Annotated in this window: 7 protein-coding genes; 2 read left to right on the forward strand and 5 right to left on the reverse strand. The window is 73.1% G+C overall.

Annotated elements, in window-relative coordinates; all coding sequences use genetic code 11:
• Nucleotides 1-28: 28 nt before the first annotated feature.
• The 3 genes from BLU42_RS07610 to BLU42_RS07620 are packed head-to-tail and all read right to left on the reverse strand — an operon-like array spanning nucleotide 29 to nucleotide 5,501.
• Entirely contained in the window at nucleotides 29-364 is a 336-nt protein-coding gene (locus BLU42_RS07610; protein WP_231918497.1) for a Rieske (2Fe-2S) protein, read from the reverse strand.
• Complete coding sequence (gene nirB, locus BLU42_RS07615) at nucleotides 361-2,907, reverse strand: nitrite reductase large subunit NirB (RefSeq protein WP_091073936.1); 2,547 nt, start codon at nucleotides 2,905-2,907, stop codon at nucleotides 361-363. Before nirB ends, BLU42_RS07610 begins: the two co-directional genes overlap by 4 nt.
• Complete coding sequence (locus BLU42_RS07620; protein ID WP_269458021.1) at nucleotides 2,907-5,501, reverse strand: molybdopterin oxidoreductase family protein; 2,595 nt, start codon at nucleotides 5,499-5,501, stop codon at nucleotides 2,907-2,909. The genes nirB and BLU42_RS07620 overlap by 1 nt, the downstream gene beginning before the upstream one ends.
• 228 nt (nucleotides 5,502-5,729) lie before the next feature.
• On the opposite strand from BLU42_RS07620, the gene cobA reads away from it, so the two are divergent.
• Both cobA and BLU42_RS07630 read left to right on the forward strand, forming a co-directional pair.
• Nucleotides 5,730-6,842 carry a uroporphyrinogen-III C-methyltransferase gene (cobA, locus tag BLU42_RS07625; RefSeq protein WP_197680661.1) on the forward strand — a complete coding sequence of 371 codons (1,113 nt, stop codon included), beginning with the start codon at nucleotides 5,730-5,732 and terminating at the stop codon, nucleotides 6,840-6,842.
• A complete protein-coding gene (locus tag BLU42_RS07630) occupies nucleotides 6,839-7,981 on the forward strand; it encodes a uroporphyrinogen-III synthase (RefSeq protein ID WP_091073937.1) in 1,143 nt (380 codons plus the stop codon). The genes cobA and BLU42_RS07630 overlap by 4 nt, the downstream gene beginning before the upstream one ends.
• A gap of 139 nt (nucleotides 7,982-8,120) precedes the next feature.
• Here the strand turns inward: BLU42_RS07630 and BLU42_RS07635 are convergent, their stop codons facing one another.
• Both BLU42_RS07635 and gltB read right to left on the reverse strand, forming a co-directional pair.
• Complete coding sequence (locus BLU42_RS07635) at nucleotides 8,121-9,587, reverse strand: glutamate synthase subunit beta (RefSeq protein ID WP_091073938.1); 1,467 nt, start codon at nucleotides 9,585-9,587, stop codon at nucleotides 8,121-8,123.
• A 27-nt stretch (nucleotides 9,588-9,614) separates the two neighbouring features.
• Entirely contained in the window at nucleotides 9,615-14,141 is a 4,527-nt protein-coding gene (gene gltB, locus BLU42_RS07640; RefSeq protein ID WP_407940259.1) for a glutamate synthase large subunit, read from the reverse strand.
• Nucleotides 14,142-14,388 lie beyond the last annotated feature (247 nt).

Raw genomic sequence — 14,388 nt, forward strand, 5'->3', positions numbered from 1 at the left:
TCCTCCAGAGGGAAGGGGGGTGAGCGGGTCAGACGGAGAGGACGAGCTGGTCGTCCTCGACGCGGACGGCGTACGTGGACAGCGGCGGGGCGCCGGAGGTGGAGCAGCCGGTGTCGAGCTCGAAGGTGTGCAGGTGCAGGGGGCAGACGACGACCCGGGCGTCGCTCTGGCCGTCGGCGATCGGTCCACCGGCGTGCGGGCAGACCGCCGAGACGGCCCGGACCTCCCCGTCGCGGCGCCGGAACACCGCGACCTGCTCCCCCGCGACCTCGAAGGCGCGCGCGGAGCCGAACGGCACCTGGTCGACCGGCCCGAGGACGTGCTCGACCGTCCCGGGGGCCAGGCCGGCGCTGCCCGCGCTCACCACGACCCCCCGAGCAGCTCGTCGGCCCGGCCGGCCGGCACCCGCGGCAGGACCTCCAGCGGCAGCGACGTCCGGAACTGCCCGGGCTCGACCGGCGCGCGGCCCTCCGACCAGGGGTCGACGTGGCGGTCGGCGTGCTCCTGCACGGCGGCGTCGAGACGCTCGGCGATGCCGTCGCGGTCGTCGACGACGACGGCGCGGACCTCCTCCAGGCCGATCCGCGGGACGAAGGCGTACGTCCGCTCGAGCCACTTGGCGTTCTCGCGGTAGTACTGCAGGAAGCGCCCGGTCAGCCGCTTGGCGGTCTCGGGGTCGTCGACGGTGCAGAGCAGGTCGCCCTTGCGGATGTGCGCCCCGGCCGCGCCGCCGACGTAGATCTCCCAGCGCCCGCCCTCGATGGCGACGATCCCGACGTCCTTGACCAGCGACTCGGCGCAGTTGCGCGGGCAGCCGGAGACGGCGAGCTTCATCTTGGCGGGCGACTCCATGCCCTGCAGGCGCGTCTCCAGCTCGACGCCCAGCTTGGTCGAGTCCCCGGTGCCGAAGCGGCAGAACTCCTGACCGACGCACGTCTTCACCGTGCGCATCGACTTGCCGTACGCGTACCCCGACGGCATGTCGAGGTCGGCCCAGACCTTGGGCAGGTCCTCCTTGCGGATGCCGAGCAGGTCGATGCGCTGGCCCCCGGTCAGCTTGACCATCGGCACGGAGTACTTGTCGGCGACGTCGGCGATGCGCCGCAGCTGCTCGGGCGTGGTGACCCCGCCGCGCATCTGCGGCACGACGGAGAACGTGCCGTCCTTCTGGATGTTGGCGTGGACGCGGTCGTTGATGAAGCGGGCGTCCTTCTCGTCCACCATGTCCTCGCCCCACATCATCTTGAGCAGCGAGGCGAGGCCCATCTTGGACTTCGCGTCCTCGGCGCCGCCCGGGGCGAGCGCGGTGAAGACCGCCGACGGCGAGCGCAGGTCCTGCTCGCGGATGGCCTCCATCAGCGCCGGCTTGCCCATCGGGATCCCCGGCACGTAGTAGTGGACGGAGGGGTCCTCCTCGACCGCGCCGCCCGCGGCGTGCTCGGCGACCTGCTTCACCAGGAGCTTGCACGAGCCGCAGCCCTTGCCCGCCCGGGTCGCGTCCATGACGCCGGTGACGGTCTTGACGCCCGACCTCACGACCCCGCAGATCTGGCCCTTGGAGACGCCGTTGCAGTTGCAGACCTGCGCGTCGTCGGCGAGCTCGGCGACCCCGACCTCCGCCGACGGGCCGCCGAGGTCGAACATCAGCTCCACCCGCTGCTCCGGCAGCGGCAGCCCGCGGTCGAAGGCCTGCTGGAGGAAGGCGACCTTGCTGCTGTCGCCGAGCAGCGTGGCCCCGACGATCTTGTCGTCGCGGATGACGATCGACTTGAAGACGCCGCGCCGGGGCTCGGAGAAGACGATGTGCTCGTCGGTCTCGCGCTCGGGCGAGGTCAGGCCCATGGAGGCGACCTCGACGCCGGCGACCTTGAGCTTGGTGGCGGTCCGGCTGCCCAGGTACGCGGCGTCCGGGTTCGCCCCCGTGACCTGGTCGGCGAGCACGGCGGCCTGCTCCCACAGCGGCGCGACCAGGCCGTAGACCTCGCCGCGGTGCTGCACGCACTCCCCGACCGCGTAGACGTCGTCCTCGTCCTGGACGCGCATGTGGTCGTCGACGACGATCGCCCGCTCCACGGCCAGCCCGCTGAGCACCGCGACCTCGGTGTTCGGACGGATCCCCGCGGCGACGACCACGAGGTCGCACTCGAGCTCCGCGCCGTCCTTGAGCCGCAGGCCGCGTACCCGGTCGGGGCCCCAGACGTGGGTGGCGCGGTTGCCGCAGACGACGTGGATGCCCAGCGCCTCCATGCTCTGGCGCAGGATCTCCCCGCCCTCGGGCCCGAGCTGGGCGTTCATCAGGTGCTTCGGCGAGTGCACGACGGTCACGTCGAGGCCGTACGTCTGCAGCCCGCGGGCCGCCTCGAGCCCGAGCAGCCCGCCGCCGATGACGACCGCCTTGCGGTGGTCGTCGTGCGCGGCGTGGGCGATCATCGCGCGGGTGTCGTCGATCGTGCGGAAGGCGAAGACGCCGGGCAGCGTGGTCCCTCCGGTGGTGGTCAGCCCGTCCATCGGCGGCATGAAGGAACGGCTCCCGGTCGCGATGACCAGGTCGTCGTAGCCGAACGCCCGGCCGTCGTCGGTGAGGACGACCTTGGCGTGCCGGTCGACCCGCTCGACACGCACGGGAGCGTGCAGGTCGATGTGGTTCTCGGCGTACCACTCCCACGAGTTGAGGTAGATGTCGTCGTCGCTCTCCTCGCCCGAGAGGACGTGGCTGAGCATGATGCGGTTGTAGTTGCCGTACGGCTCGTCGCCGAACATCGTGATGTCGAAGAGGTCGGCGCCGCCGCGGGCGAGGATCTCCTCGACCGTCCGCGCCCCGGCCATGCCGTTGCCGACGACGACCAGGCGCCGTTTGCGCGGCCGGTCGTCCGCGTCCGCCGCGGGGCGGTCGTCGATCAGCGTCATCAGTGCTCCACCAGCCCGAGGTCGACGACGACGGTCCCCGCGAGCCCCTCCGGCGCGAGCAGCCGCAGCTCGACGGCCGAGCCCCCGTCGATGTCCTCGACCACCCGCAGGGGCACGTGCACGTCGGCCTTGGCGCCCACCGGGAAGTACCGCATCGGAACCCCGTCACGCACCAGCACGAGGCAGACGAGCTCGTCGGTGGTGTTGCCCGCGCGCAGGTAGAGCGCCTGGCTGACCACGCCCTCGGGCACCACGTACGCGAGCTCGGACGCGATCGCGGCCGGCTTGTCGAGACCCTCCCCGGTGAAGGGGAAGACGCCTTGCAGGAAGCGGTTCTTGGCGAGCACGGGGAGGTCCTTCCGTCGGCTCTTCTGGAGCTGCTGGTTGAGGGTGGGGGCTGTGGTGGCGGACAGTGCGGTGTGCTCCGGCGGCCGGGCGAGCAGGGCGTCGTCGTCGGGGTCGCCGATGCGCTCGACCGCGACGGCGCAGACCTTGAAGGCCGGCATCCTCGAGCTCGGGTCGAGCGCGGGGTTGGTGAGCGCGTTGGCGGCGCTGGCGCCGCCCCAGTGGAAGGGCACGAAGACGGTGTCGGCGCGGATCTCGTCGGTCACCCTTGCGCGGAAGTGCGCAGCGCCGCGCCGGGTGCTGAGCCGGACGACGTCGGCGGTGCCGATCTCGAGGCGGCGGGCCAGGTCGGGGTGCAGCTGCACCTCGGGGGCGACGCTCGACTGGCTCGTGGCGGGGACGCGGCGGGTCTGCGTGCCGCTCTGGTACTGCGCCATCAGCCGGCCGGTCGTGAGCACGTACGGGTAGGCCGCGTCGGGACGCTCGGCGGGTTCGCGGTGCTCGACGCGGGCGAAGCGGGCCCGCCCGTCCGGGGTCGCGAACCTCTCGGTGAACAGCCGGGGGGTGCCCGGGTGGTCCGGCTCCCCCGCCGGCGCCTGAGGGCAGGGCCAGAACACGCCCTGCTCGGCCTCGACCCGGGCGTACGTGATGCCGGAGTAGTCGGCGAGGCCGCCCTCGCTGGCCCGGCGGAGCTCGTCGAACACCGCGGCCGGGTCGGCGGAGAACCACGCGCCCCGGCCGAGCCGGTCGGCGAGCGCCTTGAGCACCCAGAGGTCGTCGTGCACGCCGTCGGGCGGTGGCAGGGCGCGGCGGCGGCGGATGACGCGACCCTCGAGGTTCGTCATGGTGCCCTCCTCCTCCGCCCACTGGGCGCACGGGAGGACGACGTCGGCGAGCTCGGCGGTCTCGGAGAGGAAGATGTCGGAGACGCAGAGGAAGTCGAGCGCGCCCAGCCGCGCCCGGACGCGGTTCACGTCGGGCGCGGAGACGACCACGTTCGAGGCGAGGACCAGCAGCGCCCGGACCCCGCCGGGCGTGCCGAGCCGGTCGAGCATCTCGAAGGCCGACACCCCCGGGCGGGGCAGCTCCTCGGGGTCGATCCCCCACACCGCCGCCACGTGCGCGCGGTCGGCCGGGTCGGCGAGCTTGCGGTAGCCCGGCAGCTGGTCGGCCTTCTGGCCGTGCTCGCGTCCGCCCTGGCCGTTGCCCTGGCCGGTGACGGTCCCGTAGCCGGAGCCCGGCCGCCCGGGCAGCCCGAGGGCGAGGGCGAGGTTGATCCAGGCCCGGGCGGTGTCGGTGCCGTTGCTGTGCTGCTCCGCGCCCCGCGCGGTCAGGATCATCGCGCTCCTCGCCGAGGTGAGGATCTCGAGCGTGCGTCGCAGGTCGGCGACGCTGACGCCGGTGATGCGCTCGACCCGGTCGGGCCAGTAGGCCGCCACGCCGTCGCGGACCGCGGCGAAGCCGGTCGTGCGCGTCGCGACGTACTCCTGGTCGACGAGGTCCTCGCGGATGGCCAGGTGCAGCAGCCCGTTGGCCAGCGCGAGGTCGGTGCCGGGCAGCGGCGCGAGGTGCAGGTCCGCACCGGCGGCGGTCGGGGTCCGGCGCGGGTCGACGACGACGTGGGTGGCGCCGGCGGCCCGCCCGGCGTCGAGGTGCTGCATCGCCGGCGGCATCGTGGCCGCCGGGTTCGAGCCGACGAGCAGCACGGCCTCGGCCCGGGCCACGTCGGACAGCGGGAAGGGCAGGCCGCGGTCGATCCCGAAGGCGGCGTTGCTCGCCGTCGCGGCCGAGCTCATGCAGAAGCGCCCGTTGTAGTCGATCATCGCCGTGCCCAGCGCGACCCGCGCGAACTTGCCGAGCGCGTAGGCCTTCTCGTTCGTCAGCCCGCCGCCTCCGAAGCAGCCGACCGCGTCCCGGCCGTACGCGTCCTGGGCCCCGGTGACCGCCTCGACGACCTGCTCCAGCGCCTCGTCCCACGACGCCGGCCGGAACGCGCTCGTCCGGTCGCCGCGGACCACGCGCACCAGCGGGGTCAGCAGCCGCTGCGGGTGGTCGAGCAGCGACGTGGCGGTCCAGCCCTTGGAGCAGAGGCCGCCTCGGTTCGTCGGGAAGCCCTCCTGCGGCTCGAGCGCCAGCGGTCCCGGCATCCCCCGCACCGTCGGTCGGAGCGTGATCCCGCACTGCAACGAGCAGTACGGGCAGTGCGTGAGGGTCGGGCCGGGATGGCTCGAGGTCGCGGGCGGGCTCACCCGATGATGCTTGGGCACAGGTGTTACGTCCTGCCTCGGTCGCGGTTACGGGTCGTTCACCGCTCTCTCACACCCCTCGCCCCGCGCCCGTGAGGCACGCGCGAGGCCGGGCAGGGCCGCTCGTTACGCCCGCATGACGGGGAGGTCACCACCGTCCCCGCGGCGGTTCGGCATCACGTAGCCACGAGTTACGTCGCGGAAATCGTCGGGTAACGCCTGGTCCCTAGCGTGATCACCGTGCAGCTCGACCTCGACATGACCGACCGCTCGGTCCTCGTGCTCGGCAGCGTGGTCGGCGCGCGGCTCGCCGTGGCGCGCCTGGTCCGGGCGGGCGCCCGGGTCACGCTGGCCCGCACGCCCGACGCGCCGGGCGACCGGCCGGAGACCTTGCGCACCGCCCTGCCCACGCGGACGGTCCACGCGCCCGGGCCCGACGACACGACGGGGCTGCTGCGCCTTCTCGGCCCGGCGTGGCTGCTGGTCACCGTCGACGCGCCGACCGCGCTCGTCGAGCGGGCCACGCGGCTGGCGGGCCAGCTGCGGGTCATGGTCACCGACGAGGCCCCCGCCCCGCGCCGCGGGCAGGTCACGCTGGTCGGCGGCGGTCCCGGGTCGCCGGGACTGCTCACCGTCGAAGCGGTCGCCGCGCTCGCCGCCGCCGACGTCGTGCTGCACGACCGGCTCGGGCCGGCGGACGGGCTGGCCGACCTGGCCCCCGGCGCCACCCTCGTCGACGTCGGCAAGCAGCCCTACCACCACCCGGTCGGCCAGCGGGAGATCGAGGAGCAGCTCGTCGGGGCCGCGCAGGCCGGCCTGTCGGTCGTACGGCTCAAGGGCGGCGACCCCTTCGTCCTCGGCCGCGGAGGGGAGGAGGTGCGCGCGTGCCTCGCCGCCGGCGTGCCCGTACGGGTCGTCCCCGGCGTCAGCAGCGCCATCGCCGTGCCCGCCTCCTGCGGGATCCCGGTGACGCACCGCGGCGTCAGCCACGCCTTCACCGTCGTCTCCGGCCACCAGCGCCCGAGCGAGGAGGAGCTGGCCGGGCTCGCGCTGCTCGGCGGGACCATCGTGGTGCTCATGGGCGTGGTCAACCTCGAGCAGATCGCCGCGGGGCTCGTCCGCGCCGGGATGGACCCCGCCACGCCGGCCGCCGTGGTCGAGCGCGGCTGGACCGACTCGCAGCGCAGCACCTTCTCCTGCCTGGCCTCCCTGGCCGAGGACGCACGACGGGTCCAGGTGGCCTCGCCGGCCGTGGTCGTGATCGGCGAGGTGGTCCGCCTCGCCCCCGGGCTCGGCGATCCCGCCGTCGTGCTCGACGGACTGCCGGTCTGGACCGGCCCGTGAGCGCACCGACCCGGACCGAGCCCGGGCTGCGGGTCGAGGAGCTGCGCGGGTTCCGCGTCGGAGTGACCTCCGACCGCCGGTCCGAGGACCTCGTCGCCGCGCTCCAGCGGCGCGGCGCGCAGGTGCTGCACGCCCCGGCCCTGCGGATCGTGCCCCACGAGCAGGACGCAGCGCTCGTCGAGGAGACGCGGGCGCTGATCCGGGCCCGCCCCGAGGTCGTCCTGCTGACCACGGGCTACGGCGTACGGCGCTGGTTCGAGGTGGCCGACGCCGCTGGGCTGGGCGCCGCCCTGACCGCCGTCCTCGACGACGCCCAGATCTTCGCGCGCGGGCCGAAGGCGGTCGGCGCCGTCCGCGCGGCGGGCCTCCTCGACGTGCAGACGAGCGAGATCGACACCACCGCGGCGCTGGTCGACGCGATCACCGGCCACGGCCTGGGCGGTCGGCGGGTCGCCATCCAGCTGCACGGGTCGACCGACCACGACGCGCTGCGGCGCCTGGCCGACGTCAGCGCCGAGGTGCTGACCGTGACGCCCTACCGCTGGGTCCGGCCGAGCGGTGACCGGCTCCTGCGGCTGGTCGAGGCGACCTGCTCGCGCCAGCTCGACGCGATCACCTACACCAGCGCACCGGGCGCGGCGGCGACGCTCGAGGCGGCCCGGGCCGCGGGCCTCGGGCCGGAGTTCGTCCGTGCCCACCGCGAGCACGTCACCGCGGCCGCCGTCGGCCCGGTCACCGCGCAGCCGCTCCTCGACGCCGGGATCGTCCCCGTGGTGCCGGAGCGCCACCGCCTCGGCGCCCTCATCCGGCTCGTCTGCGACGACCTGGCCCGCCACCACGTGCAGGTCTACCGGGCCCACGACACGCTGGTGGAGGTCCGCGGGCGCAGCGTCTCCGTCGGCGGGCGCAACGTGCTGCTCGGCCCGAACGCCCTGGTGCTGTTCAAGACCCTCGCCGCGGGCCGCGGCGTCGTGCCGCGTTCGGAGCTCGTGGCGGCGCTGCCCGACCCGCTCGACGACCACGCCCTCGAGGTGGCGATGAGCCGGCTGCGCCGCACGCTCGACCTGCCCGGCCTGATCACCACCGTCGTCCGCCGCGGCTACCGCTTCACCGGCGTCCGCGTCGACGTCCCCGCGTGACCCACCGGCCCAGACGACCGACCCCGCACGACCGACTCCGCACGACCGCGAGCGGTAGGTTGCCGCGCGATCTCGCGAGGAGAAGGCGCCGCAACCTACCGCTCGGCGGTGGTCCGGGTGGGGCTGAGGCGGGTCGGGGTCAGACCATCAGCTGACGGACCTGCGGCCCGATCGGGCGCGGCAGGGCCGACGAGCCGCTGAGGTAGGTGTCCACGCCGTTGGCACAGGCCCGGCCCTCGGCGATCGCCCAGACGATCAGCGACTGCCCGCGGCCCGCGTCGCCGCAGACGAAGACGCCCTCGACGTCGGTCGCGTACTGCTCGTCGCGCGCGATGTTGCCGCGCGGGTCGAGGCCGACGCCGAGCTGCTCGACGAGCATCTGCTTCTCCGGGCCGGTGAAGCCCATCGCCAGCAGCACGAGCTCGGCGGGGATCTCCTTCTCCGTCCCCTCGATCGCCGTGAGCTTGCCGCCCTCGAAGACGACCTCGGACAGCACCAGGGTCTTGACCGACCCGTGGTCGTCCCCGCGGAACTCGGAGGTGGACACGGAGTAGACCCGCTCCCCCGACTCCTCGTGGGCGGAGCTGACCCGGTAGGTCATCGGGTAGGTCGGCCAGGGCTGGTTCTCGGGCCGGTCGGTCGGCGGGGTCGGCATGATCTCCAGCTGCGTGACCGAGGCCGCGCCCTGGCGGATCGCCGTGCCGAGGCAGTCCGCGCCGGTGTCGCCGCCGCCGATGATCACGACGTGCTTGCCGGCCGCGCTGATCTGGTCCTCGGGCGCGTTGCCGAGCGCCGCGCGGTTGCCCTGCGGCAGGTACTCCATCGCCTGGTGGATGCCCTTGAGCTCGCGTCCCGGCACCGGCAGGTCGCGCCCGACGGTCGAGCCGATGGCGATGACGACCGCGTCGTAGCGCTCCTTGAGCTGCGTCCAGGTCACCGAGCCGCCGACGTCGACGCCGGTGCGGAAGTTGGTGCCCTCGTCGCGCATCTGGCGGATGCGACGGTCGAGGACCTTCTTCTCCATCTTGAACTCGGGGATGCCGTAGCGCAGCAGGCCGCCGGGGGCGTCCGCGCGCTCGTACACCGCGACGGTGTGGCCGGTACGCGTCAGCTGCTGGGCCGCGGCCAGGCCGGACGGGCCGGAGCCGACCACGGCGACCGTCTTGCCGGTCAGCCAGTCCGCGGGCTGCGGGTCGACGCGGCGCTCGTCCCACGCCTTGTCGATGATCGAGACCTCGACGTTCTTGATCGTCACCGCGTCGCGGTTGATCCCGACCACGCAGGCCGTCTCGCACGGGGCCGGGCAGAGCCGCCCGGTGAACTCCGGGAAGTTGTTCGTGGCGTGCAGCCGCTCCAGCGCCTCGTCCCAGTCGCTGCGCCACACCAGGTCGTTCCACTCGGGGATCAGGTTCCCCAGCGGGCAGCCGGTGTGGCAGAACGGGATGCCGCAGTCCATGCAGCGCCCGGCCTGCTCGCTGATGATCGGCAGCAGCGCCCGCCCCGGCGTACCGGGGTAGACCTCGTTCCAGTCGTGCACGCGCTCGCTCACGGGCCGCCGCTCGGCGACCTTCCGCGGCGTCGTGATGAACCCACGCGGGTCAGCCATGAGATGTCTCCGTCGTCAGGGTGCGCATTACTTGGCGACCGCGGCCATCATGCGGCGGGTGGTCTCGGCCTCGTCGAGGCCCTCGGACTCCGCCGCCTCGCGGGCGGCGACGACCTTGGCGTACTCGCGCGGCAGGACCTTGGTGAAGCGCGTCGCGGCGTGCTCCCAGTCGGCGAGCAGCCCGGCCGCCACCTCGGAGCCGGTCTCCTCCAGGTGACGCTTGACCAGGCCCTGCAGCAGCTCGAGGTCGGCCTCGCCCGGGTCGATCGCGTCGACCATCTCGGTGTTGAGCAGGTCGCGGTCCAGGTCGAGGAAGTACGCGATGCCGCCGGACATGCCGGCGGCGACGTTGCGCCCCGTCCGCCCGAGGACCACCGCGACACCGCCGGTCATGTACTCGCAGCCGTGGTCGCCGAGACCCTCGACGACCGCGGTGGCCCCGGAGTTGCGGACGCAGAAGCGCTCGCCCACCTGGCCGGCGACGAAGATCTCGCCACCGGTGGCGCCGTAGCCGATGACGTTGCCGGCGATGATGTTCTCGCTCGCCACGAACGTCGAGGCGCGGTCCGGGCGGAGCACGAGCCGCCCGCCGGACAGGCCCTTGCCGAGGTAGTCGTTGCTGTCGCCCTCGAGGCGCAGCGTGATCCCGGCGGGGACGAACGCGCCGAAGCTCTGGCCCGCCGACCCCGTGAAGGTGAGGTCGATCGTGCCGTCGGGCAGGCCCTGCCCACGGGTCGCCTTCGTCACCTCGTGGCCGAGGATCGTGCCGACCGTACGATCCACGTTGCGGATGGGCAGCGTGGCACGGACGGCCTCGCCCGACTCGAGCGCGGGGCGGCAGATCTCGATGAGCCGCTGGTCGAGCTTGTCGGCCAGCCCGTGGTCCTGCGTGGTGACGTTGTGCAGCGGGGCGCCCTCGGGCAGCTCCGGGCGGTGCAGCATCGGGGCCAGGTCGAGCCCGTGCGCCTTCCAGTGGGTCTCGGCCTGCGTGGTGTCGAGCAGCTCGACGTGGCCGACGGCCTCGGCGAGCGTGCGGAACCCCAGCGCCGCGAGGTGCTCGCGCACCTCCTCGGCGATGAACTCGAAGAAGTTCACGACGAACTCGGGCTTGCCGGAGAACTTCTGGCGCAGCTCGGCGTTCTGCGTCGCGACGCCGACCGGGCAGGTGTCGAGGTGGCAGACCCGCATCATGATGCAGCCGCTGACGACCAGCGGTGCGGTCGCGAAGCCGAACTCCTCGGCCCCGAGCAGCGCGCCGATGATGACGTCACGACCGGTCTTGAGCTGACCGTCGACCTGCACGACGATGCGGTCGCGCAGCCCGTTGACCAGCAGCGTCTGCTGGGTCTCGGCGAGGCCGAGCTCCCAGGGCCCGCCGGCGTGCTTGAGCGAGGTCAGCGGAGCCGCGCCCGTGCCGCCGTCGTGGCCGGAGACCAGCACGACGTCGGCCTTGGCCTTGCTCACGCCCGCCGCGACCGTGCCGACGCCGACCTCGGCCACCAGCTTCACGTGGACCCGTGCGCTCGGGTTGGCGCACTTGAGGTCGTGGATGAGCTGCTTGAGGTCCTCGATCGAGTAGATGTCGTGGTGCGGCGGCGGCGAGATGAGCCCGACGCCCGGCGTCGAGTGCCGCGTCTTGGCGACCCACGGGTAGACCTTCTGGCCGGGCAGCTGGCCGCCCTCGCCGGGCTTGGCGCCCTGCGCCATCTTGATCTGGATGTCGGTGGCATTGGTGAGGTAGTCGCTCGTCACGCCGAACCGGCCCGACGCGACCTGCTTGATCGCGCTGCGCCGCTCGGGGTCGTAGAGGCGGTCGACGTCCTCGCCGCCCTCACCGGTGTTGGACTTGCCGCCGAGGCGGTTCATCGCGATCGCCAGGGTCTGGTGCGCCTCGAGGCTGATCGAGCCGTACGACATCGCCCCGGTGGAGAAGCGCTTGACGATCTCGCTGACCGGCTCGACCTCCTCGATCGGGATCGAGGGGCGCGAGTCGCTGATCCGGAGCAGCCCGCGCAGCGTCATCAGCCGCTCGGCCTGAGAGTCGATGTGCGACGTGTACTGCTTGAAGATGTCGTAGCGCCCGGTCCGGGTGCTGTGCTGCAGCCGGAAGACCGTCTCGGGGTCGAACAGGTGCGGCTCGCCCTCGCGGCGCCACTGGTACTCCCCGCCGATCGGCAGGGTGCGGTGGGCCTGCGGGATGCCGTTCGACGGGTACGCGACCAGGTGGCGGCGCCGGACCTCCTCGGCCAGCTGCGCCAGGGTGACCCCGCCGAGCTTGGAGGTCGTGCCGGTGAAGTAGCGCTCGACGACGTCCTTGGACAGGCCGAGCGCCTCGAAGATCTGCGCGCCGGTGTAGGAGGCGACGGTCGAGACGCCCATCTTGCTCATGACCTTGAGGACGCCCTTGCCGAGCGCCTTGACCACGTTCTTGACCGCGACCTCGGGCTCGACGCTGGTGTAGACGCCGCGCCGGGCCAGGTCCTCGGCGGACTCGATGGCCAGGTAGGGGTTGACCGCGGCCGCGCCGTAGCCGATCAGCAGCGCGACGTGGTGCACCTCGCGCACGTCGCCGGCCTCGACGACGAGCCCGACCTGCGTACGGGTCTTCTCCCGCACCAGGTGGTGGTGCACCGCGGCGGTGAGCAGCAGCGACGGGATCGGCGCCAGCTCGGCGTTGGAGTGCCGGTCGCTGAGCAGGATGATCCGGGCGCCGTCGGCGATGGCCTGGCTGACCTCGGCGCAGATGTCGTCGAGCGCCTCGACGAGGCCCTCCTCGCCGCGGGCGACGTCGTAGCGGCCGCGGGCCACGTGCGTCGCGTAGCCCGGCAGGTCGCCGTGCCGGTTGATCTTGACGATCTTGGCCAGGTCGTCGTTGTCGAGCACCGGGAAGGGCAGCACCAGGCGCCGGCACGAGGCCGGGCCGGGCTCCAGCAGGTTCTGCTCGGACCCGATGGTGTTGAACAGCGAGGTGACGAGCTCCTCGCGGATCGCGTCCAGCGGCGGGTTCGTCACCTGCGCGAAGAGCTGGCTGAAGTAGTCGAACAGCAGCCGCGGCTTCTCGCTCAGCGCGGCGATCGGGGTGTCGGTGCCCATCGAGCCGATCGGCTCGGCGCCCCCGGAGGCCATCGGCGACAGGATGAGGCGCAGGTCCTCCTCGGTGTAGCCGAAGACCTGCTGGCGCCGGGTCACGGAGGCGTGGCTGTGCACGACGTGCTCGCGCTCGGGCAGGTCGCCGAGCGCGATGCGCCCGGCGCTCAGCCACTCCCCGTACGGCGCCGCCGCGGCGAGGGAGTCCTTGACCTCGTCGTTGTCGATGATCCGGTGCTCGGCGAGGTCGACCAGGAACATCCGGCCCGGCTGCAGCCGGCCCTTCTGCACGATCTTCTCCGCCGGGATGTCGAGGACGCCGGCCTCGGAGGCCAGCACGACGAGACCGTCGTCGGTGACCCAGAAGCGGCCCGGGCGCAGGCCGTTGCGGTCGAGGACCGCGCCCACCTGCGTGCCGTCGGTGAAGACGACGCCGGCCGGGCCGTCCCAGGGCTCCATCAGGCAGGAGTGGAACGCGTAGAAGTCCTTGCGGCGCTGATCCATCGTGGGGTTGTTCTCCCACGCCTCCGGGATCATCATCAGCATCGCGTGCGGCAGCGAGCGCCCGCCGAGGTGCAGCAGCTCGACGACCTCGTCGAAGGAGGTCGAGTCGGACGCGTCGGGGGTGCAGATCGGGTAGAGCCGCTCCAGGTCGCCGGGGATCAGGTCGCTGGCCAGCAGCGCCTCCCGGGCGCGCATCCAGTTGCGGTTGCCCTTGACGGTGTTGATCTCGCCGTTGTGGGCGATCATCCGGTACGGGTGCGCGAGCTCCCACGACGGGAACGTGTTGGTCGAGAAGCGCGAGTGGACCACGGCCAGCGCGCTCTCCACGCGGGGGTCCAGCAGCTCGGGGAAGACGAGCTCGAGCTGCTCGGTGGTCAGCATGCCCTTGTAGACGAGCGTGCGGCACGACAGCGAGGAGAAGTAGACCCCGGCCTCGTGCTGCGCGCGGCGGCGCAGGCAGAAGACGAGCCGCTCCAGCGCGAGGCCCTGGACGGGCTGGCCCGACGGCGTGACGAACAGCTGCTCGAAGACCGGCATGGTCGAGCGCGTCAGGTCCGACAGCGAGGCGTCGTCGGTCGCGACCGTGCGCCACCCGAGGACCCGCAGCCCCTCCTCCGCCGCGACCGCCTCGATCGTCTCCTTGGCCGCGCGGCGCGCGGCCTCGTCGACGGGCAGGTAGGCGTTGCCGACCGCGTACGTCCCGGCCGGCGGCAGCTCGAAGCCGGCCACCGAGCGCAGGAAGGCGTCCGGGACCTGGATGAGGATGCCCGCGCCGTCGCCGGTCTTGGGGTCGGCACCGGTGGCACCGCGGTGGTCGAGGTTGCGCAGCGCCTCGAGGCCCTGCTCGACGATCGCGTGGCTGGCGACGCCGTCGAGCGTGGCCACGAAGGCCACGCCGCACGCGTCGTGGTCGTGGGCCGGGTCGTAGAGGCCCTGGGCCTGGGGCTTGGCGAGCAGAGTCACGTCGGACTCCTGTCGTTCGTGGGCCGAGGGGGCTCGGCTCCGGCTCATCATCGGGCTCAGCTGCGGTCTCAGCTGGGGTCACGAACAGGCGCCCGGGACGTCACTGGCCAGGAGCGGGAGGATGCTAGCGCAGCAGCGCAGGCATCGCAGGTCTGATGTTTCGGCCTGGGACACGCGTGTGGTTGCGCGGCGTCACGGCGTTCATCGGTGCTGGCGGGAGGTCGGCATGGGTGGCGCGACCGCAGTT

It is taken from the genome of Microlunatus sagamiharensis, assembly GCF_900105785.1.
GTDB classification, from domain to species: domain Bacteria; phylum Actinomycetota; class Actinomycetes; order Propionibacteriales; family Propionibacteriaceae; genus Microlunatus; species Microlunatus sagamiharensis.

Coding starts and splice junctions, on each gene's coding strand:
- nirB (WP_091073936.1), bottom strand. CDS start 2,907: ATGACGCTGATCGACGACCGCCCCGCGGCGGACGCGGACGACCGGCCG.
- BLU42_RS07635 (WP_091073938.1), bottom strand. CDS start 9,587: ATGGCTGACCCGCGTGGGTTCATCACGACGCCGCGGAAGGTCGCCGAG.